General features: G+C 39.8%; 32 protein-coding genes. 20 read left to right on the top strand and 12 right to left on the bottom strand.

Annotated elements, in window-relative coordinates:
* Positions 1-22 precede the first annotated feature (22 nt).
* From ACFX4W_RS24910 to ACFX4W_RS24900, 3 genes are all read right to left on the bottom strand, one after another.
* Entirely contained in the window at positions 23-178 is a 156-nt protein-coding gene (locus ACFX4W_RS24910) for a hypothetical protein (protein ID WP_014458731.1), read from the bottom strand.
* A gap of 144 nt (positions 179-322) precedes the next feature.
* On the bottom strand, positions 323-523 hold the full coding sequence (locus ACFX4W_RS24905) for a hypothetical protein (protein ID WP_141425866.1): 201 nt from the start codon (positions 521-523) through the stop codon (positions 323-325).
* A 22-nt stretch (positions 524-545) separates the two neighbouring features.
* A complete protein-coding gene (locus ACFX4W_RS24900) occupies positions 546-1,064 on the bottom strand; it encodes a ferritin (protein WP_280560110.1) in 519 nt (172 codons plus the stop codon).
* Between the two features lie 281 nt (positions 1,065-1,345).
* Between ACFX4W_RS24900 and pgaC the strand changes: the two genes are divergently transcribed.
* The 5 genes from pgaC to ACFX4W_RS24875 all read left to right on the top strand — a co-directional run bounded on the left by pgaC (position 1,346) and on the right by ACFX4W_RS24875 (position 6,210).
* The gene (pgaC, locus tag ACFX4W_RS24895; RefSeq protein ID WP_162214823.1) at positions 1,346-2,602 is read left to right on the top strand and encodes a poly-beta-1,6-N-acetyl-D-glucosamine synthase; all 1,257 of its coding nucleotides are present in this window, start codon (positions 1,346-1,348) and stop codon (positions 2,600-2,602) included.
* On the top strand, positions 2,560-3,021 hold the full coding sequence (pgaD, locus tag ACFX4W_RS24890; RefSeq protein WP_013084506.1) for a poly-beta-1,6-N-acetyl-D-glucosamine biosynthesis protein PgaD: 462 nt from the start codon (positions 2,560-2,562) through the stop codon (positions 3,019-3,021). The genes pgaC and pgaD overlap by 43 nt, the downstream gene beginning before the upstream one ends.
* A complete protein-coding gene (locus tag ACFX4W_RS24885) occupies positions 3,018-3,884 on the top strand; it encodes a polysaccharide deacetylase family protein (RefSeq protein ID WP_043978535.1) in 867 nt (288 codons plus the stop codon). Before pgaD ends, ACFX4W_RS24885 begins: the two co-directional genes overlap by 4 nt.
* A gap of 378 nt (positions 3,885-4,262) precedes the next feature.
* Positions 4,263-5,978, top strand: coding sequence for a putative bifunctional diguanylate cyclase/phosphodiesterase (locus ACFX4W_RS24880; RefSeq protein ID WP_043978537.1), 1,716 nt, complete (start codon positions 4,263-4,265; stop codon positions 5,976-5,978).
* Between the two features lie 82 nt (positions 5,979-6,060).
* Positions 6,061-6,210: a hypothetical protein gene (locus tag ACFX4W_RS24875; protein WP_016765142.1), complete on the top strand. Its 150-nt coding sequence runs from the start codon at positions 6,061-6,063 to the stop codon at positions 6,208-6,210.
* Between the two features lie 24 nt (positions 6,211-6,234).
* Here ACFX4W_RS24875 and spoIIP read toward each other — a convergent pair whose 3' ends face one another.
* The gene (spoIIP, locus tag ACFX4W_RS24870; protein ID WP_043978539.1) at positions 6,235-7,419 is read right to left on the bottom strand and encodes a stage II sporulation protein P; all 1,185 of its coding nucleotides are present in this window, start codon (positions 7,417-7,419) and stop codon (positions 6,235-6,237) included.
* A 190-nt stretch (positions 7,420-7,609) separates the two neighbouring features.
* On the opposite strand from spoIIP, the gene ACFX4W_RS24865 reads away from it, so the two are divergent.
* Positions 7,610-7,762: a hypothetical protein gene (locus ACFX4W_RS24865; RefSeq protein ID WP_013058513.1), complete on the top strand. Its 153-nt coding sequence runs from the start codon at positions 7,610-7,612 to the stop codon at positions 7,760-7,762.
* 26 nt (positions 7,763-7,788) lie between these two features.
* On the opposite strand, the gene ACFX4W_RS24860 is transcribed toward ACFX4W_RS24865, so the two are convergent.
* The gene (locus ACFX4W_RS24860; protein ID WP_237074212.1) at positions 7,789-8,175 is read right to left on the bottom strand and encodes a VOC family protein; all 387 of its coding nucleotides are present in this window, start codon (positions 8,173-8,175) and stop codon (positions 7,789-7,791) included.
* A 172-nt stretch (positions 8,176-8,347) separates the two neighbouring features.
* On the opposite strand from ACFX4W_RS24860, the gene ACFX4W_RS24855 reads away from it, so the two are divergent.
* Positions 8,348-8,875 carry a YcxB family protein gene (locus tag ACFX4W_RS24855; protein WP_043978543.1) on the top strand — a complete coding sequence of 176 codons (528 nt, stop codon included), beginning with the start codon at positions 8,348-8,350 and terminating at the stop codon, positions 8,873-8,875.
* Positions 8,876-8,937: 62 nt separating this feature from the next.
* Here the strand turns inward: ACFX4W_RS24855 and ACFX4W_RS24850 are convergent, their stop codons facing one another.
* The 3 genes from ACFX4W_RS24850 to pruA form a co-directional block, all read right to left on the bottom strand.
* Positions 8,938-9,741 (bottom strand): YwqG family protein, encoded by an 804-nt coding sequence (locus ACFX4W_RS24850; RefSeq protein ID WP_043978545.1) that lies wholly within the window; start codon positions 9,739-9,741, stop codon positions 8,938-8,940.
* Positions 9,742-9,913: 172 nt separating this feature from the next.
* Positions 9,914-10,828, bottom strand: a complete 915-nt coding sequence (locus ACFX4W_RS24845; RefSeq protein ID WP_025750035.1) for a proline dehydrogenase family protein — start codon at positions 10,826-10,828, stop codon at positions 9,914-9,916.
* A 73-nt stretch (positions 10,829-10,901) separates the two neighbouring features.
* The gene (pruA, locus tag ACFX4W_RS24840) at positions 10,902-12,470 is read right to left on the bottom strand and encodes an L-glutamate gamma-semialdehyde dehydrogenase (RefSeq protein ID WP_280560108.1); all 1,569 of its coding nucleotides are present in this window, start codon (positions 12,468-12,470) and stop codon (positions 10,902-10,904) included.
* A 533-nt stretch (positions 12,471-13,003) separates the two neighbouring features.
* Between pruA and ACFX4W_RS24835 the strand changes: the two genes are divergently transcribed.
* The 3 genes from ACFX4W_RS24835 to ACFX4W_RS24825 all read left to right on the top strand — a co-directional run bounded on the left by ACFX4W_RS24835 (position 13,004) and on the right by ACFX4W_RS24825 (position 16,313).
* Complete coding sequence (locus tag ACFX4W_RS24835) at positions 13,004-14,398, top strand: amino acid permease (RefSeq protein ID WP_028409796.1); 1,395 nt, start codon at positions 13,004-13,006, stop codon at positions 14,396-14,398.
* A gap of 40 nt (positions 14,399-14,438) precedes the next feature.
* On the top strand, positions 14,439-15,827 hold the full coding sequence (locus ACFX4W_RS24830; protein ID WP_016765133.1) for an amino acid permease: 1,389 nt from the start codon (positions 14,439-14,441) through the stop codon (positions 15,825-15,827).
* A 372-nt stretch (positions 15,828-16,199) separates the two neighbouring features.
* Positions 16,200-16,313, top strand: coding sequence for a YjcZ family sporulation protein (locus ACFX4W_RS24825; RefSeq protein WP_080781593.1), 114 nt, complete (start codon positions 16,200-16,202; stop codon positions 16,311-16,313).
* A 40-nt stretch (positions 16,314-16,353) separates the two neighbouring features.
* Here ACFX4W_RS24825 and ACFX4W_RS24820 read toward each other — a convergent pair whose 3' ends face one another.
* Positions 16,354-17,028: a hypothetical protein gene (locus ACFX4W_RS24820; RefSeq protein WP_043978552.1), complete on the bottom strand. Its 675-nt coding sequence runs from the start codon at positions 17,026-17,028 to the stop codon at positions 16,354-16,356.
* Between the two features lie 481 nt (positions 17,029-17,509).
* Between ACFX4W_RS24820 and ACFX4W_RS24815 the strand changes: the two genes are divergently transcribed.
* The 3 genes from ACFX4W_RS24815 to sigH all read left to right on the top strand — a co-directional run bounded on the left by ACFX4W_RS24815 (position 17,510) and on the right by sigH (position 18,979).
* Positions 17,510-17,710 carry a cold-shock protein gene (locus ACFX4W_RS24815; protein WP_013058502.1) on the top strand — a complete coding sequence of 67 codons (201 nt, stop codon included), beginning with the start codon at positions 17,510-17,512 and terminating at the stop codon, positions 17,708-17,710.
* A 77-nt stretch (positions 17,711-17,787) separates the two neighbouring features.
* Positions 17,788-17,943: a DUF3934 family protein gene (locus ACFX4W_RS24810; RefSeq protein ID WP_162837669.1), complete on the top strand. Its 156-nt coding sequence runs from the start codon at positions 17,788-17,790 to the stop codon at positions 17,941-17,943.
* 385 nt (positions 17,944-18,328) lie between these two features.
* Positions 18,329-18,979 (top strand): RNA polymerase sporulation sigma factor SigH, encoded by a 651-nt coding sequence (gene sigH / locus ACFX4W_RS24805; protein ID WP_013058500.1) that lies wholly within the window; start codon positions 18,329-18,331, stop codon positions 18,977-18,979.
* 21 nt (positions 18,980-19,000) lie between these two features.
* Here sigH and ACFX4W_RS24800 read toward each other — a convergent pair whose 3' ends face one another.
* On the bottom strand, positions 19,001-19,429 hold the full coding sequence (locus ACFX4W_RS24800; RefSeq protein WP_043978555.1) for a hypothetical protein: 429 nt from the start codon (positions 19,427-19,429) through the stop codon (positions 19,001-19,003).
* 252 nt (positions 19,430-19,681) lie between these two features.
* On the opposite strand from ACFX4W_RS24800, the gene ACFX4W_RS24795 reads away from it, so the two are divergent.
* From ACFX4W_RS24795 to ACFX4W_RS24785, 3 genes are all read left to right on the top strand, one after another.
* Entirely contained in the window at positions 19,682-20,134 is a 453-nt protein-coding gene (locus tag ACFX4W_RS24795) for a MarR family winged helix-turn-helix transcriptional regulator (protein ID WP_013058498.1), read from the top strand.
* Positions 20,103-21,302 (top strand): MFS transporter, encoded by a 1,200-nt coding sequence (locus ACFX4W_RS24790; protein ID WP_043978558.1) that lies wholly within the window; start codon positions 20,103-20,105, stop codon positions 21,300-21,302. The genes ACFX4W_RS24795 and ACFX4W_RS24790 overlap by 32 nt, the downstream gene beginning before the upstream one ends.
* Positions 21,303-21,481: 179 nt before the next feature.
* Positions 21,482-22,732 (top strand): C40 family peptidase, encoded by a 1,251-nt coding sequence (locus ACFX4W_RS24785; RefSeq protein WP_043978561.1) that lies wholly within the window; start codon positions 21,482-21,484, stop codon positions 22,730-22,732.
* A 38-nt stretch (positions 22,733-22,770) separates the two neighbouring features.
* Here ACFX4W_RS24785 and ACFX4W_RS24780 read toward each other — a convergent pair whose 3' ends face one another.
* Positions 22,771-23,310 carry a DUF2199 domain-containing protein gene (locus ACFX4W_RS24780; RefSeq protein ID WP_377560215.1) on the bottom strand — a complete coding sequence of 180 codons (540 nt, stop codon included), beginning with the start codon at positions 23,308-23,310 and terminating at the stop codon, positions 22,771-22,773.
* A 151-nt stretch (positions 23,311-23,461) separates the two neighbouring features.
* On the opposite strand from ACFX4W_RS24780, the gene ACFX4W_RS24775 reads away from it, so the two are divergent.
* The 4 genes from ACFX4W_RS24775 to ACFX4W_RS24760 all read left to right on the top strand — a co-directional run bounded on the left by ACFX4W_RS24775 (position 23,462) and on the right by ACFX4W_RS24760 (position 26,466).
* Positions 23,462-24,127 (top strand): sigma-70 family RNA polymerase sigma factor, encoded by a 666-nt coding sequence (locus tag ACFX4W_RS24775; protein WP_043978567.1) that lies wholly within the window; start codon positions 23,462-23,464, stop codon positions 24,125-24,127.
* Positions 24,128-24,156: 29 nt separating this feature from the next.
* Positions 24,157-24,738, top strand: a complete 582-nt coding sequence (clpP, locus tag ACFX4W_RS24770; protein WP_043978569.1) for an ATP-dependent Clp endopeptidase proteolytic subunit ClpP — start codon at positions 24,157-24,159, stop codon at positions 24,736-24,738.
* A gap of 144 nt (positions 24,739-24,882) precedes the next feature.
* Positions 24,883-25,527, top strand: a complete 645-nt coding sequence (locus tag ACFX4W_RS24765; protein ID WP_013058492.1) for a Bax inhibitor-1/YccA family protein — start codon at positions 24,883-24,885, stop codon at positions 25,525-25,527.
* 255 nt (positions 25,528-25,782) lie between these two features.
* Entirely contained in the window at positions 25,783-26,466 is a 684-nt protein-coding gene (locus tag ACFX4W_RS24760; protein WP_280560105.1) for a hypothetical protein, read from the top strand.
* A 106-nt stretch (positions 26,467-26,572) separates the two neighbouring features.
* Here ACFX4W_RS24760 and ACFX4W_RS24755 read toward each other — a convergent pair whose 3' ends face one another.
* The gene (locus ACFX4W_RS24755) at positions 26,573-26,734 is read right to left on the bottom strand and encodes a hypothetical protein (protein ID WP_165575905.1); all 162 of its coding nucleotides are present in this window, start codon (positions 26,732-26,734) and stop codon (positions 26,573-26,575) included.
* Between the last annotated feature and the right edge of the window lie 33 nt (positions 26,735-26,767).

Raw genomic sequence — 26,767 nt, 5'->3', positions numbered from 1 at the left:
AAAATGAGCTTTGAACCAATTTTTATCGTTTTTCAACCAGCAGTAAGATGAAGGTAGCAAGCGGTCCTAAAGCAAGAGATAATAAGAACCAGTTCAGACCCGTTCGATTTTTACCTTGCGCTAATCCGGCATTAATTAAAGCCAGTGTTCCCCATCCTACAACGTATTGATTATCCATATGACACCCCGCTAATAATTGTTTCTTTATTTGATTAACAAAACCTATATTAGCATAAATATCCATATTTTTGATTGGAATTCCTGAATTAGGGTGGAGAAACGGTGAATTTCTTCAAGAAGCAAGGTTCTTATTCTCCTTAACTTAGTGAAGGTAGTAGTGAATAAGAGAAGGGTGCACGTAGTAGACGTGAACATATTGAGGTCGATGATAGTGAAGCTGATGCATATATTGATTCATAAGCCTTTGAATGGCGTTATACACATTAGGCGGATAGCCATAATAGCCGTGGTGAATACCAACTCGAAACAAGGAAACGGGCGTCGTGTTATTGGTTCTGCACATTGTGCTACACTCTTCTGCGCTTTTAACCTTGCGCAGCTGCTCCACCCGCTGGTGCAGCTTTCCGCTGTCCTAGTTCTTGATCGAGTATAAAAATAGCTGCAGGGTTATTTTGGGCGATTTTTAGACGGTCTACAATCGTTTGAGCTTGAGCTTCTTCGTCGACTTGTTCTCGTAAAAAGTCCTGCACGATGACTAACGTTTGAGGGTCATTCGCTTGGCTGATAAATTGAAACGCTTGACGATAAGAATTCGTGACGAACTTCTCATGCTCCAATACTTTTTGAAACGTTTCTAACGGTGATCCAAACTCACTTGGCTGAGCAGGCAAAGAGCTTAATTCTACCGTTCCGCTGCGGTCAACTAAGTAGTCAATAAGTTTTAGCATATGAGTGCGTTCTTCTTCAGACTGCAGACGCAGCCAGCTGCCCATTCCTTTATAGTTTAATCGATTCATATAGTTAGACATAGCTAGGTATAAAGTAGAAGAGACGTGTTCAAGTTGAATTAAGTTATTGAGCAGCTTTTGAATTTGTTCGTTCATATTTGTTATTCCTCCTTAGGGAAAAGGGTTCTTTCGTATACTACCTGCAACCATCACGCTTTTAATCTATAAAGATACTATATGTCACTTCTTTAAGTAGGTAACTTGCCCATCCTTTATTGGTGCTTCTTACTTACATTTAAGGGTTGTATAATATAGGAATAAAAGTGGTTTAAAAGTATCTTTTTTTAGATGGTTAAAATTACTATGTTCTATTTAACCAATTTAGTGATAAAATTGTCACTCTGTGCAATTTTAATTGGTGTGAAGGAGTCAGAAAAATGAATATGCAACACGTATTAATACCTGGATTTGAAAAGCTTGCGAGCTTTGTTTTCTGGTATCCATTTATTATGTCTTTATTTTGGATTGCAGGCACGCTTATTTACATACGCTATCGCGACCGAGATCCTAAAGTTGATTTTTCAACAATTGAATGGCCGCTAGTGAGCTTTTTAGTGCCTTGCTATAACGAAGAAGAGACGATTGAAGAAACGCTTAAGCACCTTTTGGCGTTAGATTATCCGTCTAAAGAAATCATCCTTATTAACGATGGCAGTACGGATGGAACAGCTGCTATTTTAAAGGAAATCAGCAGAAATCACCCTGAAGTTCGTGTGATTCAGCTTTATGAAAATAAAGGAAAAGCCAACGCGTTACATTTAGGTGCGCATGCATCTAAAGCTGAGTTTTTAATCTGCTTAGATTCCGACGCTATTTTAGATCAAGACGCTCCATATTATCTAATCCATCATTTTCTTCATAAAGGGGAACGGCTGGGAGCCGTTACCGGAAATCCGCGCATTCGAAACCGTAATACGCTGCTGAGCCGCATTCAGCTAGTTGAGTATTCTTCTATTATCGGTTCTATTAAACGAACACAGCGAATTTTAGGAAAAGTAATGACGGTCTCAGGCGTAGTAGTAGCTTTTCGAAAGAAAGCACTTGTGGACGTCGGGCTGTGGGATCGTGACATGATTACGGAAGATATCGCCGTGAGCTGGAAGCTGCAGCAGCGCTTTTGGGATATCCGCTATGAACCGCGGGCATTGTGCTGGATGCTTGTGCCCGAAACCTTAAAAGGAATTTGGAACCAGCGAGTACGCTGGGCTCAAGGCGGACAAGAGGTAATGCTTCGCCACTGGAAAGTGTTATTAAAATGGAAGCAGCGCAGAATTTGGATTGTATACCTAGAGCAGTGGATCAGTACCCTTTGGTCATTCGCATGGCTGTTTGTGACTATCATGCTGCTTGTTACGGCGAGCAGCCCCCAAGACATGCTGTTTTGGTTTACGTTTACGTCATTTTCCCTGGTGTTTATGAGCTTAATTCAACTGTTTATTGCGCTGAAAATTGATTCAAAATACGACAACGTGAAGCGGTATTACGTATGGGCTGCATGGTACCCGGCGCTTTATTGGATTGTGAATACGATTGTGGTAGTGGGCGCATTTCCTCGTGCGATCAGATCTAGAGTGAAAGGAGGCTATGCTACATGGAGCAGTCCAGACCGCGGCTTAACGAAGAGCAAATCATGATTCAAGCCAAACAGCCTCTTGCTCGATTAGTGATAAGCATCATTGTTTCCTCTGTTTTTTGGCTCTATTGTGCCATTGTTCTTTGGTTTTTCCTTTCAGCTGTTATCGGCGTAAATGACCGTTACAGCGGGGTATTAAAAATTGCATTTAAAACGACGAACGGCGAAATTCGAACATTTTTAGTAATTGGACTCGCTATTTTTTGCTTCTTTTTCCTGGCTCTGTTTCTATGGAGATCCTACAACAAAAAGAGATTTGGAAGCTTAAACCGACGAAAAGAGCCGGCGTATACGAGTATTAAAGATTTAGAGCGTCTTGAGCTTTTATCCAAGGATCAAATTCAGGAGCTTCAGCGTGCACAGTACATCGAGTTTGATGTTAATCCGTTAAAACATACTGAAGAGAGGAAGCACGCATGAAGAAATATGTATTCTTTCTTTTGATTGCGGCAGCGGTAGTTGGCTTTATTTTCTTTAAAGTAGTGAACTGGGAAGACAAGGCGGAAGCAACAACGACCGTGGAGCCAGCGCTTGGGACGAACGGATGCTTAGGCTTAAATTATCATCGCGTGCGCAAGCATAATTGGTTTAATCGAGTTGTCAGCTCAGTTACAAAGTCTGACGAACTGACAGAGTACAGCGTCTACAGCAATGATTTTGAACATCAGTTAAAAAAGCTGAAGGAACTTGACGCTACGTTTGTTACGCCAAAAGATATTGAAGCGTATCAGCAAAAAGGCACGTTTCCAAAGCGCTGCGTATGGATTTCATTTGATGATATTGACCGTACCGTTTATCAAAACGCGTTTCCCATTTTAAAAAAGGAAAACATTCCGTTTACGCTATATGTAATCGCAGGACAAGTGGGAGCAACGGATTTTCAAAATTTAAACATGGCTTCGTGGAGTCAGCTAAAAGAAATGAAAGACAGCGGCCTTGCGACAATCGGTTCGCATACATATGATATGCACCGTTTAGAAGAAGACAAGCCTTTATTTCTGACGCCTGCTAAATACAGCGCGTTTGCTGAAGACTTACGAAAAAGCAAAGAAACGATTAAGAACCATTTAGGAATAGACCCAGTTTACTTTGCATATCCATACGGCAATACAAATGATGACGTAGCTAAGATTGTGAAAGGTGCTGGTTTTCACCAAGCCGCTATCTTAGCGCCGCATCTTATTACAAAAGATAACGACCCGTATTATCTGAACCGAATTGTTGTATACAACAAAACCTTTCAAAACTTTATTCTCCCGTGGCTGACGCGTACGAGCACGTAAGAAGAAAGTGTAAAAAGCCTCTGTCTAAAGCAGAGGCTTTTTTTGTTCACCATCAAAAGGTATGTCGATTAAGTGAAGAAAGTACACTTTCATTTCTATAAAAATCATTTTAATGGTACCATAGAAAAGTTGTGATAAAAGACATGGACAAACGAAACAATCTATCAATTTTTTCACGAACTTCTTGTAAGAAGTTTGTGAAGGTGAAAAGAGGAAAACAGTGATCCTACGCTTGCTATTTTAATAATGTAAGGTAATCGGACAGATTAATTCGTTATCCGTTACTGGTTAATTTGTATTCATTATTCACGATTCCTCTCTATCATTTCGTCATGGGTTTTGTTTTATCGTTAAAATTTTGATAAAGGTGTATAGGCTATGGAAAACAGGCATTTTGAATATAAATTTAAAGAAGCGCTGAAAAAACTAAATGATATTGAACTTGCGTTAAATGAATCATCGATTGTAGCGATTACGGATAGTCGCGGATTCATCAATCACGTGAACGATAAATTCTGTGAAATTTCTAAGTACGAAAGACATGAGCTTCTCGGTCAGGATCATCGTATTATTAATTCGAAACATCATTCAAGCTTGTTTTTTAAAGAGTTATGGAGCACGATCAGATCCGGTAAGGTATGGCACGGAGAAATAAAAAATAAGGCAAAAGACGGTTCGTACTACTGGGTGGATACAACCATTGTTCCTTTTTTAGATGAGCGGGGTAAGCCGTATCAGTACGTATCGATTCGCAATGATATTACAAAACGAAAAGCATATGAAGAAAAAATTAAGCAAATGGCTTATTATGATCCGTTAACCAATTTGCCTAATCGCTATTGGTTAAACAAGCAGCTGAAAAAACTGCTTTTAAATCGGGAATCTCCTGAACTGTTGGCCATTTTATTTTTGGATTTAGACCGCTTTAAATCAATAAATGATACGCTTGGCCATCATCACGGCGATGTGCTGCTGAGGCGCGTAGCAGAAAGGTTAAGAAAATGTATTCCTTCCTCTGATTTTATCTCGCGGCACGGGGGCGATGAGTTCATTTTAGTGCTGCATTCACTACAAACTGTTGAGGAAATTGAAGAAATGACCGAGCAGATTGTAAAAGAAATGTCGCTTCCTTTTTATATAGACGGAGATAAAGTGCTAACCTCTACAAGCGTTGGTATCAGCCTATTTTCAAAGGAATGTCAGCAGCATATTATTCCAAAAGACGCAGATGAACTAATCGACCGGCTGATCAAGCAAGCAGATATTGCGATGTATGTAGCAAAACGCAATGGACGAAACACATATGAAATGAGTTCGTCTTCATCTAATGAACGAATAATTAAAACAATCAGCATGGAGAATGAGTTAAAGTATGCGCTAGAAAGAGAGGAATTTCAGCTCGTTTATCAGCCGTTAATCGATTTAAAAACGTCTGATGTCATAGGGGCAGAAGCGCTTATTCGCTGGAATAGCGCAAAATTTGGTACCGTCTATCCAAATGAATTTTTGCCTATTTTAGAAGAAGTGGGTCTAATTGTGCCGGTTGGCAAGTGGGTGTTGGAAGAAGCGTGTAAGCAGATGAAAGCATGGACGGAGCTGAATTCACAAGCGAGTAAAATAGGAGTGAACGTATCACCTATTCAGCTGAAGTCCTCACGATTCGTAGCGGAGATGGAACAAATTTTGAAAAAAACGGGCCTTGAGCCGCACTTTCTGGAACTTGAAATCACTGAAAGCGTTATTCAAAACAGTCAAGAATCAAAAAAAGTGTTAAACCGTCTGCGGAGTCTAGGCGTAAAAGTGGCGATGGATGATTTCGGAACGTGCTATTCATCCCTTAGCTATCTCAAACACTTGCCGATTAATACGTTAAAAATTGATAAATCATTTATTGACGACTTAGACGAAGTTGGAAAAGTACTGGTGGAAACGATTATTCAAATGGGAAAGAAACTTAACTTTGATCTAACTGCAGAAGGAATCGAAAACGAAGAACAGCTGCAGTTTGTGACGGAGCAAGGCTGTCATATCGGTCAAGGCTATCTATTCGATAAGCCGCTTTCTCCCGAGGAAATGAGCCGTTTGTTGAAATGAAGGAAAATCCTATGTACGGAAAGAAGCTCTTTAATAGAGCTTTTTTTATGGTTTTTAATCGTATGTAAGGAGTGAGGAATTTGTGAAAGAGTACGTTGGAATCTGCACAGTATGTCAAAAGAACGTGTACTGTTTAGAGGGATTTTTAAACGGTGTGGTTGTTGAAGGGAAGCTGGTGTGCTTTGCGTGTGAAAAAGAGGAGAAGCGTGACTCTCATAAAAACAAAAACTAGCTACCTGGGGTAGCTAGTTTTTGTTTACTGCGCATTCACTTTTTCAGCTTGCCAGTAATACTCGCTGAACACATCAGAAAAAGCTTTGACGGTATTTGTGAGTTCTTCCATATTGTTATCGACGCCCCCTACTTCAATTAAAATGGAGCGGTCGGATAAGTCTTGATTATATAGCCCGTTATTGCCGCTTGTTTTCTTTTTGCTTAATACTCCGCGGCTAAGGCCTGGATATTTTTCCTCTAGTTTTTCATGAATCGCTTTGGCCATTTTCACGTTTTCATCAAATTTCGGGTTCGCTTCACCTAATACAATCATCATTTTAGCGTACGATTTGCCGTTGATAGCGGCCGTTGTTTTTTCTTGGCGCAGGGAATCACGATGAATATCAATTAAATAATCGACGTCTTTGTTTTGCTGAAGAGCCGTTTCCACGACGTTGCGAGACATCATATAGGCTCGTCCCGTACCCCAGCCTTTTTCATTCAGCTTTTGCGTCATATTAGTTGTATCTACTTCCGAACCGATTCCGTCTGCTTTTAATTCCATTCCTAGCATTTGACCAACGAGCGTGATGTTGGTTTTGTTATCAACGGCTTTATTTTCATTCGCTTCACCTTGCATACCAAGTAAAGGGAAATAAGATTCCCAGCTGTGCGTGTGGTAGATGTACACAACTTTTCTGTCTCCCGTACTTTGCTTGGCCTGTGCTTGAGACTGTTTTTTGCTTTCTTCGTACGTTTTGCTTTCAGCAGGATCCAAATCACGCTCCCCGGAAATGCTTTCGAGAGGAGGAGCCGATTCATGGGGAATCGTCGTATAATCCGTTCCTTCACCGGCTAATAGAATATGAGAATCAAAAATAGAAAAGCCGGGCAGTTCTGATCCAAATAGACTTCTTGTATCTGCCACGCGAATATTCGTCGCCAGCTGCAGGGCGACAGAAGAGAGAGGAGGCGGGGAGAAGTCTTCTTCAAAGGCATGAGAGAAATGATGGTTTTCCGTATGCATGAAGTAGAACAAGCTTTGGGCTTTATAATTTGATAGTGCTTGATAGACAACGTTTGAGCGCAGCGTATGCTGAAGAGTTGAATACGTGACGGTAAAAATAGCGGCTGATGTTAAAAGAACAAATAGTATAGCGATAATTAATGATTTATAAGAAAGGATCCAAAAAAGCTTTTTAGGCTTTTCAGTAAACTTGTTTTTCATAGAGTAAACCTCCTCTAATAAAATTTTGAAATCAGCGGATGAGAACTCTAAGAGGAGAATGTTATGTATCTACTATTTACTCTATTAAAAAGAAATAGAAATATGATAGAAACCATGATATTTAACACAACATAAAAAAGTTTATAGTAGGGCATACTGTAAAAAAATGGTGCGCATTGGAGCTGGTTAGATGAACGACTCATGGGTTTATCATCATTTTATTAATACATTTTTATTTCCTTTAACAATGTTTGGCGTGGCATTTTGTGTGCTGGGGGTGTTGCTATACATGCTGTGGAAAGAAAAGCAAAAAGAAGGACCAAAAGAAAACAAGAGCTCTTAAATAAGAGCTCTTGTTTTGTCGAACATTCAGTTAGAAAAAGGGAGATTCACTTTCTCTAAGAACTCCATTCGGTTGCCAAAAGGATCATCCACGTAAATTCTTTCGACATCGGGAATGTTTTTGTCTTCTATAAAAGAAATACCGAAGTTAGTCAGATGATCTTTGAACGCAGGGAGATTTTTAACGTGAAAGCCTGGATGCGCTTTTTTTGCGGGTGAAAAGGCAAGTTCAACACCAATATGCAGCTGATAAGAACCAAATTCAAACCACACGCCGCCGCGCTTTTTTAGACTTTCCGGCTTTTCGATTTCTGTTAAGCCAAGAACGGTTCCGAAAAAATGTCGTGCTTCGCTTTCTGAATTTGGGGGTGCAGCTAGCTGAATATGATCAATATGCGTCAGTGTAAAAGTCATAAACATTCCTCCTTAAATAGTAGAGTACTAGTTAAGTTTACGTGATGTATACGTGTAAATAAATGACAAAAAGATGATGCTTTTCATAAGAAAAACTTATTATTTTATATACATATAACACCAAATGAGGTATATTTTATTTTGTTGTTATTTAGGAGAATTGGAGATTAATATGGAATATCACTATACGTTAACCAAAGATGATTACGTAGCTTTTAACATGCATCACGCTCAACATTCGGAAAGAGTACAAAAAGTGCTGAGAGTTCAGCGATGGATGTCGCTTATTTTTCTTCTTATTCCTTTGCTTGTTTCGTGGGTTGAAGGAGAATTTTTACTTGGCATGTTCGTAGCGTTTGCACTGCTTGCGGTGCTGTGGTTTTTATTTTATCCGAAGTACTTTTACGGAAGTATTAAAAAGAACATTGTAAAGGTAATAAATGAAGGAGATAACAGCAGTCTGACGGGTAAGCATACTATGATGGTTGCGGAAGATGGCTTGGTAGAGAAAAGCTCAAAAGGAGAAGTGAAGACTCCTTGGTCAAGCATCACTCAAATTAGAGAAACCGATGAACATATCTTTATTCTTGTTAGCGCAATGAGCGGATACGTTATTCCTACAAGCACATTTGCAGATGTAAAAGCGCTACAGCAGTTTAAAGAAACGCTGAATGCCGCAAGAGACGAAAAAACAGGCTGAGTAGTAAATAATAATAATGTGGAAAAACGCCCTCCTAGATACTTTTCTAAGAGGGCGTTTTTTTAACAGCAGTCCCAGTTGTATAAAACATCTCTAAAGTTACGGTTGCGAAGGTCTTTTTCTTTAATAAAGAAATTGGCCACACCCGCATCACCAAACATAATATCCGCTTCGTCGTCCATGGCGAATTGAAGAAGCAGAACATCGTATGCTCGCAGCGCTTCCTCGTAGTCTCGAGGATCGCTTTGAGTGAAAAAAGCGTATCCGCCCATTTTATGATACTCGCCCGTAAGCTCATCCCAGTAGATTTCTTCCGTTTCTTCATCTTCAAATAAATCTGATTCTATATCATTATATCGATAGTCAGTAGGGGAAACGGGTTCGATTTTTATTTCAAACTGTAAGCCTACTTCTTGAGGAATAGGGAACATATCCCGATCAATGTCTTCAAGATACGTAAAATCGGTTGTTAGCTTTTTTTCATCTGTGATTACGTCTTCATAAAAAACGACGCGAAAGTCTTTTTGAGCCGTAGGATGGTCAAAATCAAGGCCGTACATATCGCCCGTGCTTTCGTTATTAGCTCCGCAAATGAAAAATTGAAGCATGCCTTGAACGGGCATATTTTCATAGGAAGGTACTTCAGAAAAATTGATTTGTGCCATCAGGAGCATCGGCTTACCTTGAGAATCAAGAGGATGATTTGCTTCTAGAGGAAGGTAAGGGTTGCCGCCAAACTTGCTTTCATATAATTTTGGACTGTTCATAACCGTATTGATGTGGATGTAAGGCTTACATGTTTTTTCGATTTCTTTTCGGTAAGGTTCTAGCTTAGGAGGCAGTTCTAATTTTGATAGAGGATTCATATGTACTCTCCTTTTTGTTTGGAATAAAAAGAACGTTTGTTCGTATTTTTATTTTACCTTAATACATACTGAAAGAGAAGAGAAATCGTATAAAAAATCCCTTTGCAGAAGCATCTACAAAGGGCACAAAGAAATGATAGCGTTTTCATTAAGGGACTTACTAAATGATTGCTTATTTAGAAAAGAATCCTTTTAAAGCAAATGCGACGTTTTGCGGTCTTTCCGCTAAGCGGCGCATAAAGTAGCCAAACCAGTCGTTGCCAAATGGAACGTATACGCGCATTGTATAGCCTTCTTTTGCAAGGCTAAGCTGCATGTCTGTGCGGAATCCGTACAGCATTTGAAATTCAAACTGCGTGCGCGGGATGTTGTTTTTGTGAGCGAACTCTTTTACTTTTGCAATAATATTATGGTCATGAGATGCAATAGCCGTGTACGTCCCGCTCAGCAAATGCTCTTCAATAATTCGCATATAGTTCTCGTCAATTTGGGCTTTGTCTTGAAACGCCACGGTTGGTGATTCTTGATACGCGCCTTTTACCAATCGAAGAGGAATACCTTTTAGCTCTTTTACGTCTTGTTCAGCGCGGAACAGGTAAGCTTGAATAACCGTTCCAACATTATCAAACGTCTCGCGAAGCTCTCGTAAAATATCTAGCGTCATTTGACAGTGAGCGTAGTCTTCCATGTCGATTCGGACAAAGTTGTCGTATTTTTTCGCCGTTTCAAGAATGCGGCGCATGTTCTCAACGCAAAAACTGCGGTCAATATCTAAACCAAGCTGCGTCATTTTGACAGATAAGTTGCACGTTACACCGGCTTGCCCCATAGCTTCCAGCGTTCTGACATTATATTGAGTCGCTTCGATAGCTTCTTCTCTGCTTGAAACAAATTCCCCTAAATGATCAAGCGTACAAACAAGTCCTTTTTCATTCAGTTCCCGTACTTTTTTGATCGCATGTTCAATCGTGTCGCCAGCTACCACTTGAGCTGCACCAAAGCGAAGACCCCATTTTTTCGCTGCTTTGTTTAGCGCTTTATTTTGGGAAGCGTGAAGAAACACATTTTTAGATACCTCTGCTAACATAAATATCTCCCCCTATAGAAAAAAATCCCTTGTTGTTTTAAGATAGAGCAGCCTAAGGCTGCTCTACTGAGTATTAAAGCGTCGTGCTTGTTGTTTTTGCTTGCAGGTGCAGAATCAAGTAATCAGGACCGCCAGCTTTTGAATCTGTTCCTGACATATTAAATCCGCCAAACGGCTGGTACCCAACGATGGCACCTGTACAACCGCGGTTGAAGTAAAGGTTTCCGACGTGGAACTCTTCTTTTGCACGTTCGATGTGCTCAGGCGTATTTGAAAGAAGGGCACCTGTTAAACCGTAGTCTGTATTATTAGCAATTTCCATCATATGATCGAAGTCGCGCGCTTTGCAGAATGCTACGACTGGGCCGAAGATTTCTTCTTGCATTAAACGTGCTTTTTCATCTACATCTGCAATGATCGTAGGCTGAATGAAGTAGCCTTTTGAATCATCTGCTTCTCCGCCCGTCATTAAACGGCCTTCTTCTTTACCGATTTCAATGTACTTTGTAATTTTGTTGAAAGAAGCCTGGTCAATAACAGGTCCCATATACGTGTTCACATCTTCAGGACTGCCCATTGTTAATGTTTTTGTCAGCGCAACTGCTTTTTCAAGAACGATATCGTATACGTCTTGGTGAACAACTGCACGAGAGCCTGCTGAACACTTTTGTCCAGAGAAGCCAAATGCTGAATATACAATAGAAGAAGCAGCTAAATCTAAATCAGCATCTTTATCTACAACGACCGTGTCTTTACCGCCCATTTCAGCAATAACGCGTTTTAGCCAGATTTGACCAGGCTGTACTTTTGCCGCGCGTTCATAGATGCGGCAGCCTACTTCACGTGAACCTGTAAATGAAACGAAGCGTGTTTTTGGGTGATCTACTAAATAGTCGCCAATTTCGCTTCCGCTTCCCGGCACGTAGTTCAGTACGCCGTCTGGAAGGCCAGCTTCTTTCATGACTTCTACAAATTTTGCTGCGATAACCGGTGTGTTGTTAGCCGGTTTTAATAGAACTGTATTTCCTGCTACGATTGCTGCTGCTGCTGTTCCAGCCATGATCGCTAACGGAAAGTTAAACGGTGAAATAATAACGCCGACACCAAGCGGAATGTAGTTAAATTTATTTTCTTCACCGTCGCGGCTCTCCACAGGCGCACCGTCTTTTAGCTGCACCATTTGGCGAGCGTAGTATTCAAGGAAGTCAATTGCTTCTGCTGTATCAGCATCTGCTTCGTTCCACGGTTTTCCGGCTTCTTTCACAAGGTAAGCTGAAAATTCATGCTTGCGGCGGCGAATAATGTCCGCTGCGCGGAAAAGAATATCTGCTCGTGCTTCAGGCGCTTCTTTTTTCCACGTATTAAAGGTAGAAAGTGCTGCTTGCATTGCTTTTTCAGCCAAGTCTTGATCTGCTTTTGACACGCGGCCGATAACTTCTGTTTTATTTGCTGGGTTAATGGACTGAATTTGATCTTCTGTTGTAATTAATTCTCCGCCAATTACAAGAGGATAGTCCTTGCCAAGCTCTGATTGTACAAGTTCCAATGCAGATTCAAATGCATCTTTGTTTTGTGCAACCGTAAAGTCTGTGAAAGGCTCGTGTTTGTATTGTTTGATTTCGTTGATATTCATTGTGTTCATTTTCATTACCCCTTTTTTTAGAAAATTTTAAACATAATTAATATTCCAACACCCTATACCTGTATTATAATCACCTTATTATCGTTTTGTACATAGTTTTTTAACAAAAATGTTCAAAAAAATTTAAAAATAAACACTTTTGTTTAAAACGCCAATGAATCTATGGTTTTTATAGTGATTTTGAACAAAACGAAAAGAAAGGAGTGTCGGTAAAGGATAAGAAAAGATGTTTTGAAGTAAAGAATTACGATAGGGGAAAGAGTTTATCGGCAGTAAATTAAAATGATCTTCCTTTCAAAAAAACAATAGACAAAGTTGTTCAATATAAATTATCATATAATTCGAAAAGTAATTTTTGTCGAATGAAGCTGTCTTTTTCGTCAAGTGAAGGCTTTATTTGAATGTACAGATAAAAGGAGGGTAGAAAAACAGCAGCTATTTGTCCACATTGTTGTAAGGGCTTACATATTTAACGCGTGATGCGAAGAACGTGTAATTCTTTAAATGACGGTTCCTATAAGGAGGATTTTAACATGAGTCATCAACCGCCTGAGTTAAAAAAAGAATTAAAAATTCGACACATAACCATGATTTCTTTAGGGGGAATCATTGGTGCCGGTTTGTTCATTGGAAGTGGATCGCTCATTAACGCAGCGGGTCCTGGTTCCATTTTTTCGTACGCGTTTGCCGGTTTGCTGGTGATTTTAGTTATGCGAATGCTGGGGGAAATGTCTACGGCTAATCCTTCAAGCGGCTCGTTCGCCACGTATGCCAGAGAAGCGCTTGGACCGTGGGCCGGCTACACAATCGGCTGGCTGTACTGGTTTTTCTGGGTAATTGTTATTGCAGTTGAAGCGATTGCGGGTTCAACGATTATTCAATATTGGTTTCCGTCTTTACCGTCTTGGGGCGTGAGTCTCATCCTGACGTTTTTATTAACGTTAACGAACTTATACTCTGTTAAATCATTTGGTGAATTTGAATACTGGTTTTCACTTATTAAAGTAGTTAGTTTAGTGCTGTTTTTACTTTTAGGAGGAGCGATCATCCTTGGTTTAATACCGGGAGTAGAGTCTCCAGGAGCGTCAAACCTTCTTCATAGAGGAGGATTTCTTCCAAATGGAATCAGCTCCGTCTTTTTAGGAGTGGCGATTGTCATGTTTTCTTTTATGGGGACAGAAATTGTCGCAACAGCGGCTGGAGAATCGGCTCAGCCTGAGCGAGCAATCACCATCGCAACAAATACCGTTATTTATCGTATTTTATTTTTTTATCTTGGGTCTATTTTAATCTTAGTAACGATCCTTCCGTGGGATTCTTCAAGCTTGATGAAAAGTCCGTTTGTTTCGATATTGGAGCTGGTAAACGTTCCGGCAGCGGCTCAAATTATGAATTTTATCGTACTGACTGCTGTTTTGTCTTGCCTAAATTCAGGTCTATACACAAGTTCTCGTATGCTGTACTCAATGGCGCAAAAAGGAGACGCGCCGCGCATGTTTTTGAAGGTGAGTAAAAAAGGCATTCCGTTTAATGCCATTGTAGGATGTACCGTGATCTCTTACATCAGCGTTGGTTTTAACTATCTTTCACCTGATAAAATCTTTTTATTTTTAGTAAACGCATCGGGAGGCGTAGCGCTTCTTGTGTACCTTGTTATTGCTTTTTCACAGCTTCGCATGAGAAAGAAATACGAAAAAGAAAAGCCGGAAGCATTAAAAATCAGAATGTGGCTGTATCCTTATTTAACGTATGGAACGATTGCGGCAATCACAAGTATCTTTATTGCGATGGCATTTATTGATTCACTTCGCACTCAGTTTTATCTCACGCTGCTGATTGCTGTATTTGTGGTATGTTCGTACTTCTTTATAAAAAAGAAAAAAGATGATAGTTCTCTATCAGGACAAGGGAATAAAAGAATTTCTTAATAGAAGAGAAAATCATCACGAGGGGCTAGGGGGAAGTGAATTGGCAAACAAAGAGTTAAAAAGAGGGCTTGAATCTCGTCATATCCAAATGATTGCTCTTGGAGGAACGATTGGGGTAGGGTTATTCATGGGTTCAGCAAGCACTATTAAATGGACGGGGCCATCCGTCCTGCTTGCGTATGCTATTTGCGGCGTTTTTATTTTCTTTATTATGCGTGCAATGGGTGAGATGCTTTATTTAGAGCCAAGTACGGGTTCGTTTGCGACATTCGGTCATAAATATATTCATCCGTTAGCGGGTTATATCACGGCTTGGAGCAACTGGTTTCAATGGGTGATTGTGGGCATGGCAGAGATTATTGCAGTCGGAGCTTATATGCAGTACTGGTTCCCGCATTTACCGGCGTGGGTTCCGGGAATTGTCGCCATGGTCATTCTTGGTGGGGCCAATTTAATTTCGGTGAAATCGTTTGGAGAGTTTGAATTTTGGTTTGCAATGATTAAAATTGTCACGATTGTTCTCATGATTATTGCCGGTCTTGGCCTTATTTTTTTCGGTCTTGGAAACGGCGGCGAAGCGCTTGGCCTGTCGAATTTGTGGGCAAACGGCGGTTTCTTTACAGGCGGATGGTCAGGCTTTTTCTTTGCCTTGTCCCTTGTTATTGCTGCCTATCAAGGAGTAGAGCTTATTGGAATTACAGCAGGAGAAGCAAAAGATCCTAAAAAAACGTTAACAAGTGCAATTCAAAGCTTAATTTGGCGTATTTTAATTTTTTATATCGGCGCCATCTTTGTGATTGTAACGGTGTATCCGTGGAACGAGCTGGATTCACTCGGCAGTCCGTTTGTTTCTACGTTCGCTAAAGTAGGAATTACAGCAGCGGCGGGCATTATCAACTTTGTTGTCATCACAGCGGCCATGTCTGGGTGCAACAGCGGAATTTTCAGTGCGGGACGTATGCTTTACACGCTAGGTGTAAACGGTCAGGCTCCAGCCTTTTTCACAAAGGTCTCTCGAAACGGTGTGCCTATTTATAGTACCGTTGCGGTGATGATTGGCTTAGCGGCGGGCGTTGTCTTAAATTATATTGCACCGCCAAACGTTTTCGTGTACGTGTACAGTGCGAGCGTGCTTCCAGGTATGATTCCGTGGTTTGTGATTCTCATCAGTCAAATTCGTTTTCGAAAAGCAAAAGGAGCGGCGATGGATCAACATCCGTTTAAAATGCCTTTTGCTCCTGTGACGAACTACGTAACCATCGCGTTTTTACTTATGGTGCTTGTAGGCATGTGGTTTAATGATGAAACGCGCATATCGCTGATTGTTGGCATTATCTTTTTAGCTATTGTTGTGCTGAGCTACTATGTATTAGGTATCGGTAAGCGTACGGAAGTAAGGTCTTCTGAAAGACGTAAGCTAGTGAAATAAATGATTTTGTAAGAGAGGCTGAAAAGCATTTTAGTTTAAGGAGAAGATCCGAACGATGAATGTAACGCGTTCGGATTTTCTTATTGATATGGTGAACGTAAGTTTCAGCTTATGGATCTCATTTCTTCGTCTTTAGATTGAATTAATTTTGTATGTCTTAATCTCTTTTGGACAGAAAAGAAGAACCGAAATCAGCGCTTTTCTTAGGCTGTTTTCTTCTTTTATTAATGAGGTGCATGGCAAGAAGGAAAAAGAAAAAAGAAAAAACCAGAGTCAAAAGGGCGTGTTCAGGCATAAGATAATCCAACTCAAGCGAAATGCAAGCGGCATTTTTCTTGAGGAAAGAGTAACTAAAGAAAAGGAAGTGTTCGTATGTCTGGAAACGCTGGATGTGGATATGGATCTGGTTTTGCTTTATTAGTTGTATTATTTATTTTATTAGTGATCATCGGCTGCAGCTGCTACGGCGGAGGCTTTGGCTGGTAATTCACTCATTTAAAAAGCCCTATAAGGGCTTTTTCTATGCTTATAAATAACGTTTTTTTCCGTTTTGATAAATGTTGACGTGAAAGCCATTCATTTCCCCGATATAGAGTTCAGAGGGTAAATCAGCTACTTGGATAGATGAAGTAATTTCTACAGTTTGATACCCCTTTGATTCTAGCGTAACGGTATGAAGTTTAGGCTTATTCATCATTTGTAAAAAAGGCTGTTCATCTTCAAAAAAAGCGCGCTTATCGATTGCTACTTCAAACGTAACAGGCTTTGAACGGTTATTTTCAAAGGAAAGCTTGCAATTTCCCGTTAATATGGTTTCTCTTTTATTAGTCTCGAATGTGCAGTTGCTGTTTTCAGCATCGTAAGAAACAGCATACATTCCTGACAACACGGTCTTTTGCATGACTTCAATCATACACCCAGGGCCAGAAGTAACGATGAATGCAGCTAAAATTGTTAATTTTAAACGATGACGGTTTAAACTTTTATAAAGTAAAAAAAGACTTATTAAAAGCATGATTGCCCACGCATTGTTAGCATAATAGAATCCCGTCATTGTTTCTTCATCTCCATAGAGGGGAAGACCTAAAAAAGAAAAGACAGAATGACTGAGCGGCGTTGAATTAGGAAAAGGGATGTTTAAAATAAAAACAGCTAGTAAAAAGGTGAGTCCTTTTATCAAAAGTGATCGTTCACGAATCATGTTGTTCCTCCTTAGCTATAAATCACGTATCATTATATACTATTATTATCTTATTTTGTAATTAATGGTTATTTTATTGTGTGGGTGGAAAGAGAGTAGAAAGTAAATTGAAAAAAAATGTGCATGTCCATTTATAAGGGGCATAGTTCTTAGAAAACAGGATATGAAATATTTATTTTTGTGGAGATCATACATATTGCTGAATGAAAAAGCCTTATGACGCATCACCGTTCAGAAATGTTAGTAGCCTCAAAGCTGCCCCGTAGGCTTTTAGCAGATACATAATTAGGATAAAGCCTGTCTTAGAACAGAAACTTGCTATTTCTAAATTGATATGTTACACTAAAGTTAATTATTTTTGTTCGGTATGAAATTGAAAGAAGAGAAATATTCTTCAATAGAAATTTTTATCTGGAAATAGTACGATTGAGCAAGGGTAGTAATATATGCGTGGATTAATTCCACCACTGGAGGAAATAGTATGACTGAAGGTACAGTAAAATGGTTTAATGCAGAAAAAGGTTTCGGTTTCATCGAAATTGAAGGCGGAGAAGATGTATTCGTACATTTCAGCGCAATTCAAGGCGACGGATTCAAATCTTTAGACGAAGGTCAAAAAGTGACTTTCGACATCGAGCAAGGTCAACGCGGTGCACAAGCTGCTAACGTTGTAAAAGCATAATTTTATGCAATCCAAAAAAGACTCCGACTTTGGACGGGGTCTTTTTTTATTGTAGCAAACACGCAGGTAACGGAGGAATACGTATGAGTAAAGCAAAAGGTAAAGGCGGCACGGGGCGAGGCACCGGCAAAAAAGGGTGGAACCGCTGGCAGGCGAGTGCAAAAAAGAAGAAAAATGCAAAGCCTTATAAAAGCAAGGGAACAAAAAATGCTGATAAGCCGGAAGGCAACTAATCCTATATGCGCAGTATCATCTGCAACTTCGACTTACTCTGCTTGAGTAAGTTTATTTCATATGGAATTATTTTTTTATTGCTTTTTTGACAGATTGCTGTCACTATATGAAATAATAAAGTGATTTGTGTGAATTTTCTATAAAAATTGATTTTTTTTGCAACCACTTTCATATTTCGACAACCTTTTTGATTTTTATCGGTTATACTTCTTTATAATAGATTATAGAAAGATGCAGGGGAGCATAAAGTGAGAGAGGAAAGCGACAGTTTACTCTGTACGCTTTTTACGTTTCTGGACCGTATTGCAGTAGCGTCGTAACAAGTAGATCATGCATCAGTTTAGAACACATCAAAACTCAACTAAGTGTAACGGGGGGATATGAGTGAGCGTAGGCATCGTAATTGAAAAAGTTCAAAATTATGCTATGTTAGAAGATCATGTTTTGGTTGAAATGGTTCACAGCGGAGATGAAAAATCATTGGAGTATTTAATCAACAAGTATCAAAATCTTGTGAGGGGTAAAGCAAGAAAATACTTTTTGATTGGTGCTGAAAAAGAAGATATTGTCCAAGAAGGAATGATTGGACTGTACAAAGCAATTCGCGACTTTAACGAAGACAAGCTAACATCTTTTAAAGGGTTTGCGGAGTTATGTATCACAAGACAAATCATTACGGCGATTAAAACGGCTACTCGTCAAAAGCACGGTCCGTTAAATTCGTACATTTCATTGGACAAGCCTCTGTATGATGAAGAATCAAATTATACGCTGATGGATATGATTCCTGGCGATCAAATTGCTAATCCGGAAGCGGTGCTGATTCATCAAGAAAAAGTGGAAGACCGCGAGTTAAAAATTGCGGAAACACTTAGTGAATTGGAAAGAAAAGCATTGACGCTGTATATGGACGGCCATTCATACGCTGAAATTTCGAAAGAATTAAATACGCACGTCAAGTCAATTGACAACGCGCTGCAGCGTATCAAAAGAAAGTTAGGTCGAGACGTAGAAAGCAGACAAGCTATTTCATAATGGGTAAAAAACAGCCGGACCTCAAAGGGGTTTCGGCTCTTTTTCACGGTCTTTTAAAATGTCTTGAATAATTTCAATATGAACAGAAGCCCACGATTGTTCACGGAAATGAAGAAACACGCTTGGAATGAGAATAAAAACATACAGCACCACAAAAATGATCCAAAGCCAGCTGCCGTCTTTAAATAAAAATTGCTGCAGCCGCTGCGAAAATAAAAAAAAGAGCCAAGGCAAAGCAGAAACAAGGATGGGAATGACGCCGGAGCCGTTTTTTTCTTTAGTCATTCGGTAATACACTTTTCGCAAAATAGCGCTGTCTAGCGTAAGGTAAAGCTGCCGGATTTCTTCCATTTCCGCTAATTCATCAATTTCTTCTGCGTTTTGGTTTTGATCAGCTGCTTTTTTCAGTTTAAGGTAGACTTTATGAGCATCGCCGCGCAGTGAAAACATATACCAGCCTCCCGCATATTGTTTCGTCTTCTTTAACAGAGTTTGCAGGAGCATGTAAATATATACAAAAAGTTTCGTGATACGAAAGAATAAGAAAAAAGAAGTGAAAGCGTAAATCATTAGTAGAAAGTAAGAGAAAACAGCTGATTTTCGCCCTTTTTAGCCGCCTTTACACATCAAGTAGCAGCACATATACTAATAAAAGAACAATTAGTTACCTAGGTAAATAAAATGAAAGGTGAGGTGGGAAAAGTGAATAACTTGGTGTTTCATGAGCTTCATCAAAAGTCGAGATTGTCTATTAAAGAAGTAAATGAAGTGTTAAAAGCGTACGGGCTATACAGCTCGCAGTATTCAATTTTATTTTGTTTAAAGCGATTCGGCTCGATGACGCAAACGGAGATTTGGCAGTATTTAAATGTCGAAGCGCCAACGGTGACCCGCACGTTAACAAGGCTTGAAAAAAGCGGATGGATCGTTCGAAAAGCAGGCAGTGATAAACGAGAGCGCATCGTTTATTTATCTCCTCAAGCGAAGAAAAAACTTCCGGAAATTCAGCAAGAAATTGAACGTTTGGAAGAAAATTTGCTGATTGCTTTATCCGACAGCGAACAAGATCAGCTTATTTCGTTATTAAAGAAAATTTGTAAATCTACAGAAAAGGGTGAAATGAATGACGAACCAGCAGGAGCCAATCTGGACTAAAAGCTTTATCAGCATTGCGATTACCAACTTTTTTATTTTTGTCGTGTTTTATGCATTGCTGACGCTGCTGCCGATTTATGTATTAGACGCCTTAGAAGGCACGAGTACGCAGGCAGGGCTTGTTGTTACTATCTTTTTATTATCTGCGATTATTGTTAGACCATTTTCAGGGAAAGTCATTGAAAACATTGGAAAGAAAAAAACGCTCGTATTTAGTACCCTCATTTTTGCGCTTTCTTCCTTCTTATATATGTTCATCCACCATTTTAACGTGCTTTTATTACTGCGCTTCTTTCAAGGGATTTCATTCAGCTTAGCAACAACCGTCACCGGAGCGATTGCAGCGGATTTAGTTCCCGCTAGACGACGAGGAGAAGGACTTGGCTACTTCGGAATGTCAATGAACTTAGCCGTTGTTGCAGGGCCGTTTTTAGCACTAACGCTTCATCAATACATGGCATACAACATTATTTTCTTTGTATTTGGTGTGATTATGCTCGTTGGCTGGCTGTGTGGAATGATGGTCAAAAATCTTCAAGAAAACGCTGCTCCGTCAGTGAAGAAATCATTTTCACTGAGCGATTTGTTTGAAAAGAAATCCATGCCGATTTCATCTGTAGGTATTCTCGTTTCTTTTTCGTATGCAAGCATTATTTCTTTTATTTCTGTGTACGCACAGTCGCTTGGATTGATTAAAACAGCAAGCTTTTTCTTTGTCGTGTTCGCAGCTGCGATGCTGATTTCACGACCGTTTACAGGAAGATTATTTGATAAATCTGGCCCAAACATTGTGATTATTCCATCATGTATTGTCTTTGCGATTGGTCTATTTAGCTTAAGCCTCACACATTCTTCTTGGATGCTGCTGTTTTCAGGTGCATTAGTAGGACTAGGCTATGGAACGCTTCTTCCTAGTTTCCAAACGCTTGCGATTCAAGCGGCGCCTGCTCACCGAAGCGCATATGCAACTGCTACATTCTTTACGTTTTATGATAGCGGTATTGCGGTTGGTTCATTTGTATTAGGAATTGCAGCAGGTGCTTTAGGATATTCAAAACTGTACTTTGCGCTTGGTATTTTTGTTCTTTTGATTACACTTTACTACAAGTGGATTGCAAATTTACGTCAAAAACAAAAAGCAGCAAATATCCAGGTGGGCATGAAATAAAAAAGCTCGGCGTAATATGCGCCGAGTTTTTTTCTGGATTTTTTACAGGACTTTGGAAGGGAAGCATATTTAAGTCAAAAGGTACTAGCCAATTCCTATCCATCTGCACCATACTTTAACAGAGGAACCATTTACATATAAAACTTCTTGGATGAAATAAAAAACAAAGGAGAACAAAGATGAAAGTAATGAAACCTCTTATGGTCACAGCGCTAGGGCTTAGTCTTGCCACTTTTTATGAAGGCGCTTTTCCTGCAGAAAAAGCTGTGCAAGTACAGGCTGCTACAGATGAAAATGTGATTGCTGACAAAGCAAAAACGTATGAAGGAGCGGATTATACGTCTGGAGGAGAGACGCTAAGCGAAGGGTTTGACAGCTCTGGCTTCGTTCAATATGTGTTTAAGCAAGCGCTCGATACAACGCTGCCTCGTTCCGTGAAAGAACAGTCAGAGCTTGGAACAGCCGTCGATAAAAACGAGCTGCAAGCGGGCGATGTATTGTTTTTTGACACCAATGAAAACGGTGAAGTGAACGTAGCTGCTATTTATATCGGAGACGATGAGATGATTTATGCATCTTCTTCAGACGGAAAAGTTGTGGTGAAAAACATTTCAAGCAGCGCGTATTGGTCATCACATTTCGCCAAAGCAAAGCGCATTACAGGAGCACCGGAAATTGCAAAAGATAATGAAGTTATTGCAGAAGCGCTAAAACATCTCGGCACACCATATGTATTTGGAGGCGAGTCGCCAACGGACGGTTTTGATTGTTCCGCATTTGTTGCATATGTATTTCAACACGCATCGGACGTCTACCTTCCGAGATCAACGGATCAGCAGTGGCAAGTTGGAGAAGAAGTTGCTCGCGCAAATTTAAAGCCAGGAGACGTTATTTTTTTTAAAGACACGTATCGTGAAGGGATTTCACACGTCGGTATCTATGCAGGCGGCAATCAGTTTATTCATGCCAAGCGCAGCGAAAATGTGACGGTTGATTATCTGACAAGCAGCTACTGGACGTCTAAGTACGCAGGAGCAAGGCGCTACGATGACTTATCGCTGTCAAAAGACAACCCATTTGTGACCGAATCTCTTAAATATGTAGGAGAAGTACCTTATGCACAAGGTGGGACAAGTCCTTCTACAGGCTTTGATACGGCTGGTTTTGTTCAATATATTTATAAAGAAGCAGCTGGAAAAGACATTCCGCGCTATGCGAGTCAGCAGTGGGAAGCAGGAGAAACCATTTCACAATCTGACTTGAAGCCGGGAGATCTCGTCTTTTTTGAAGGAAGTTCACTTATTCCATCTATCTATATTGGAAATGACTATGTCGTTCACGTATCCACATCTGAGGGCGTGAAAATTACAAACTATAAAGTAGACAGCTACTGGGCTCCTAAATACTACGGAGCAAAGCGCATGCCATAAAGGTAAAAACCAAGACAGTCTGGGGCTGTCTTGGTTTTTTAATAGGTAGTCAATTGTTTTTGTATGTCTTTAATTCGCTCTAGCGTTACCCCTTCCCGCTGCTCGACGGCTAAAGGGTGATTCGTTGGCTCTAACTCGATGAGTGGTCTTGTTCCAACAGATCTTGTATGCACATTTGTTTTTAAATTTAACGTTTCCGGATAGCCTGGAATTGAAACTGAAAACCAGCCGAAATAAGGCGGTTCATTTTCTCTTTTGTCACTTTCCCATAAATCGATCATTCGGCGGAAATTTTCTTCGTTTAAAGAAACCCATATGTTCCAAGTGAAAAATTCTTCTTCATTAAAAACAGGAATTTCAACACAGCCTCTTACGAAAAAATGTTCTTGATTCATGATACAAATCTCTGAATATAGTTCAAAGTCGTTTTGTCTTTCATCGTCTGACGCGTCATAATAGTAAAAAGGAGCTTCACTTGTATAGCTCATAGGCAAAGCAGGCTGAGGGTGTTCACAGGTTAAGTCTTTAAAGTGAAGTTTGTTCGTTTTCTTCTTGCCATATAATCTTCTTCTTCGCATATTATTTTAGACTCCTCAGATAAAGGTATCTTCATTATAATACAAAAAAATGGCTGCTTAAGCGTATAATGTGTAAAAAGTTTGATCCCCCGTATCTTTTGAACTTCCTTTAATCGTTTAGTAAATAGAGAGTGCAAAAGGAGTGAAAATCATGTCACATTCAAAAAAAATCGAAACACAAACAGAAAGCTTTGACGATGCATGCTGGAACGAGCATTACCCAAAATTGCAGCAGTACTGCCGTTTTTTAGCGCAAAATGCGTGGGACGGAGACGATATTGCCCAAGAAACGTTTTTAAAAGCTCAGCGATATAAAGGTGAAGAGCACAAGCTGTCTTCCGCGCTGTTAAATAAAATTGCGTATCATCACTGGATTGATCTGCTGAGAAAACGAAAGCGTGAAGTAATAGCCGAAGAAAAGGGTTTGGAGCAGCAAGCCGACAAGCAGGCGTTTGATAGTAAGGAACACTCGGTCGAGCTGCTGCTTAGTCAGTTTACGCCGAAGCAAGCGGTTATCTTTTTCTTAAAAGAAGGATTCCGCTATCAGCTGAAAGAAATCGCTTCGATTTTACAAACGTCAGAAACAGCGATAAAAAGCAATTTGCATCGTGCCAAGCAGCGGTTAGAAAAAGACGGGGAGCCATTTTCCACAGATTCTTTTTGGGATGAAAAAGAACGAAAAGAGCTGTCAGAGCTTTTTTATAAGACGCTAGAAACGCAGGATCCAGTACTTTTGATTCATGCTTTGCCTTCCTTAAAAAGCATCATCCAAAAGCCGACGTATACTCCAACTTGCACTCTCTGCATGGCTGCATAGCCGTATTACGTGTGATAAGGAGGATATATATGAGTACGATTCCATATGTAATTGAACAAAGCAACCGAGGTGAACGTTCGTATGATATTTATTCGAGGCTGTTAAAAGATCGAATTATTTTAATTGGTGATGAAATCAATGATCATATTGCCAACAGCGTGGTCGCGCAGCTGCTGTTTCTTGCGGCAGATGATCCTAAAAAAGATATTTCACTTTATATTAACAGCCCCGGAGGTTCGACTTCAGCAGGGTTTGCGATTTATGATACGATGCAGTATATCAAGCCAGATGTTCAAACGATTTGCACGGGCATGGCCGCTTCTTTTGGCGCACTGCTTCTCCTAGCAGGAGCAAAAGGAAAGCGCTATGCACTGCCGAACAGTGAAGTTATGATTCATCAGCCGCTAGGAGGGGCTAGAGGACAGGCGACTGAAATTGAAATTAGCGCCCGCCGAATTTTAAAGCTCAAGCAGCATATTAATGAAATCATATCAACACGAACGGGACAGCCGGTTGAAAAAGTGGCACATGATACGGAACGAGATTATTTTATGAGTGCTGAAGAAGCAAAGACTTACGGAATTATTGACGGTATTCTGTTGCCAAAATAAAGAGATACCAAGTAAGCATAGACGGCAGCGTCTATGCTTACTTTCTATAAAAATAAGAAAAAAGACCTTAGTATTATCTTTATTTTTCTTGAAAAGGTAGGTATTATATAAAATATAACAGATTTTAGAAAGAAGGTTTTACACATGCAAGAAGTAATTGGAGTAGAGCAGCGGTCTCTGTTTCAAAAAGTATTAGTAACATTTATTTTTTCGTTATTTATTTCCACAGTTGGCTTATACGTAGGTCAATATGTGCCGCCGGCTTATTTTATTCCATTAGCGATTGCTGAGCTTGTGATGCTGGTTGCGGCATTTATGTTACGAAAGAAAAAAAGCGTAGGATACGGCTTTACATATGCGTTTTCATTTATATCAGGCATCACGCTCTTTCCCATTGTTAGCCACTATGCGTCAGTAGCGGGAGCACAAGTCGTTCTTTATGCGTTTGGAAGCACGTTCGTTATTTTTACGGTGATGGGTGTAATTGGCGCAAAAACGAAAAAAGATTTAGGATTTTTAGGCAGCTTTTTATTAGTAGCGCTGTTAGCACTAGTCTGTATCAGCATTTTCTCGCTGTTTAGTCCATTAACAACGCCTGGACTCATGGCATTCTCAGTGATTGGTACCATCGTTTTCTCGCTTTACGTGCTGTATGATTTTAACAAAATGAAGCACGGTGAAATCACGGAAGAGCTTGTTCCGATTTTGGCACTGTCTTTGTATTTAGATTTTATTAATCTATTCATCAACTTGCTTCGCTTTTTCGGTATTTTAGGAAGCGATGATTAATAAGACCTGTTGTCACAACAGGTTTTTTCTTTTTGCTTACGGTATTTCTGAAACGAAAATACGCTGTCAACAACGCCGGTGCTGATGATTACATACGTATTCATGAAATCCTCCTTATAAAAGTGTTAGTGTTATGTCTGCGAGATAAAGAAAGGGTATGCGAATCTAAAATAAGTTCGTTTAGTGGTGCGAGTCTTTGAAAAAATGGTAGTATAGAGCAGGTACATAGCGAACGTGAATTTTTTGGAAGGATGCATGTTAGTGGTGAATTTTAACGAGTTTTTTACCATTTCTTCGTATGAAGTAATGGAGCATTTGAGTCGAAAAGAAAACGGAAAGAATATAGATGAATATGAAGTGATGTTGTATAACGAAAACGTCAGTCAAACAGAAAATGTGATGATTAAGTTTAAAAAGGTGAGCGATGAAATAGCAGTGGAAAAGGTCCAAACGTTCTCTTACTTTGATCAGCAGAGTCCCAAACATCCCTGTAAGATTTGCGGCAGTGAAGTGATGGTAAAAGAGAACAGCACTGAAGAACTAAATGTTTACACACATAATTGTTCATTTAACTATGAAGAAATAGAGTGCTGTTTAAGAGAACTAGTACAAAATGAACTTTTACAGGATAGATTTACTCAAGAAGAATTCGACCGGAACTATGGAGTTAACTACCGTGATGACGCTAACCAGCAATACAGCTTTTACGATGCCCAGCAACGAAATACTTTTTATACCATCTTTAACGATAGTGTTTATCACACTTCTTACGCAGGACCACAAGAGCTCCGCTGCAAGTTTTGCGGGATGGATGAAGAGCTGCTTGTTGTAGACGGAGCTTTCTATCAAAAATGCGCTGTGCTAACTCCACATACAAATCAAATTATTAATATGATTGAAGCAAGAAAACAAAACGAACCAGACGTAACAAAACGTTGAGGAGAGAAAAGGGACCGAAGTCTCAGAAGAACATAAAAAAAGAAGCTTCCTTTTGAGCGAAAGGAAGCTTATCAAGTTTGTACCTATAGGGTTGAGTGGTGCATAATTAAATAGCTACCGGAATAACTGATGAATCATTAAAGTAAACAACTTCTGAAAGAATGGTGCAGCCTTTCAGATTTTTGAGCTGAGAAAGGGCTTCTTCTTTGCTATCAAACTCGTACATTCTCATTTCACCTTTTCCTACATAACACGTAATTACATACATTTTAGAAGTACCTCCACCTATCATTTATCAATT

The organism is Priestia sp. YIM B13489 (assembly GCF_042787645.1).
Classification (GTDB): domain Bacteria; phylum Bacillota; class Bacilli; order Bacillales; family Bacillaceae_H; genus Priestia; species Priestia megaterium.
The sequence above is the reverse complement of the archived record's forward strand: the minus strand, read 5'-3'. Positions and strand labels throughout refer to the sequence as shown.

Coding starts and splice junctions, on each gene's coding strand:
- ACFX4W_RS24910 (WP_014458731.1), bottom strand. CDS start 178: ATGGATAATCAATACGTTGTAGGATGGGGAACACTGGCTTTAATTAAT.
- ACFX4W_RS24905 (WP_141425866.1), bottom strand. CDS start 523: ATGTGCAGAACCAATAACACGACGCCCGTTTCCTTGTTTCGAGTTGGT.
- ACFX4W_RS24900 (WP_280560110.1), bottom strand. CDS start 1,064: ATGAACGAACAAATTCAAAAGCTGCTCAATAACTTAATTCAACTTGAA.
- pgaC (WP_162214823.1), top strand. CDS start 1,346: ATGAATATGCAACACGTATTAATACCTGGATTTGAAAAGCTTGCGAGC.
- pgaD (WP_013084506.1), top strand. CDS start 2,560: ATGGAGCAGTCCAGACCGCGGCTTAACGAAGAGCAAATCATGATTCAA.
- ACFX4W_RS24885 (WP_043978535.1), top strand. CDS start 3,018: ATGAAGAAATATGTATTCTTTCTTTTGATTGCGGCAGCGGTAGTTGGC.
- ACFX4W_RS24880 (WP_043978537.1), top strand. CDS start 4,263: ATGGAAAACAGGCATTTTGAATATAAATTTAAAGAAGCGCTGAAAAAA.
- spoIIP (WP_043978539.1), bottom strand. CDS start 7,419: ATGAAAAACAAGTTTACTGAAAAGCCTAAAAAGCTTTTTTGGATCCTT.
- ACFX4W_RS24865 (WP_013058513.1), top strand. CDS start 7,610: ATGAACGACTCATGGGTTTATCATCATTTTATTAATACATTTTTATTT.
- ACFX4W_RS24860 (WP_237074212.1), bottom strand. CDS start 8,175: ATGACTTTTACACTGACGCATATTGATCATATTCAGCTAGCTGCACCC.
- ACFX4W_RS24855 (WP_043978543.1), top strand. CDS start 8,348: ATGGAATATCACTATACGTTAACCAAAGATGATTACGTAGCTTTTAAC.
- ACFX4W_RS24850 (WP_043978545.1), bottom strand. CDS start 9,741: ATGAATCCTCTATCAAAATTAGAACTGCCTCCTAAGCTAGAACCTTAC.
- ACFX4W_RS24845 (WP_025750035.1), bottom strand. CDS start 10,828: ATGTTAGCAGAGGTATCTAAAAATGTGTTTCTTCACGCTTCCCAAAAT.
- pruA (WP_280560108.1), bottom strand. CDS start 12,470: ATGAACACAATGAATATCAACGAAATCAAACAATACAAACACGAGCCT.
- ACFX4W_RS24835 (WP_028409796.1), top strand. CDS start 13,004: ATGAGTCATCAACCGCCTGAGTTAAAAAAAGAATTAAAAATTCGACAC.
- ACFX4W_RS24825 (WP_080781593.1), top strand. CDS start 16,200: ATGTCTGGAAACGCTGGATGTGGATATGGATCTGGTTTTGCTTTATTA.
- ACFX4W_RS24820 (WP_043978552.1), bottom strand. CDS start 17,028: ATGATTCGTGAACGATCACTTTTGATAAAAGGACTCACCTTTTTACTA.
- ACFX4W_RS24815 (WP_013058502.1), top strand. CDS start 17,510: ATGACTGAAGGTACAGTAAAATGGTTTAATGCAGAAAAAGGTTTCGGT.
- ACFX4W_RS24800 (WP_043978555.1), bottom strand. CDS start 19,429: ATGTTTTCACTGCGCGGCGATGCTCATAAAGTCTACCTTAAACTGAAA.
- ACFX4W_RS24790 (WP_043978558.1), top strand. CDS start 20,103: ATGACGAACCAGCAGGAGCCAATCTGGACTAAAAGCTTTATCAGCATT.
- ACFX4W_RS24785 (WP_043978561.1), top strand. CDS start 21,482: ATGAAAGTAATGAAACCTCTTATGGTCACAGCGCTAGGGCTTAGTCTT.
- ACFX4W_RS24780 (WP_377560215.1), bottom strand. CDS start 23,310: ATGCGAAGAAGAAGATTATATGGCAAGAAGAAAACGAACAAACTTCAC.
- ACFX4W_RS24775 (WP_043978567.1), top strand. CDS start 23,462: ATGTCACATTCAAAAAAAATCGAAACACAAACAGAAAGCTTTGACGAT.
- clpP (WP_043978569.1), top strand. CDS start 24,157: ATGAGTACGATTCCATATGTAATTGAACAAAGCAACCGAGGTGAACGT.
- ACFX4W_RS24765 (WP_013058492.1), top strand. CDS start 24,883: ATGCAAGAAGTAATTGGAGTAGAGCAGCGGTCTCTGTTTCAAAAAGTA.
- ACFX4W_RS24760 (WP_280560105.1), top strand. CDS start 25,783: ATGTTAGTGGTGAATTTTAACGAGTTTTTTACCATTTCTTCGTATGAA.
- ACFX4W_RS24755 (WP_165575905.1), bottom strand. CDS start 26,734: ATGTATGTAATTACGTGTTATGTAGGAAAAGGTGAAATGAGAATGTAC.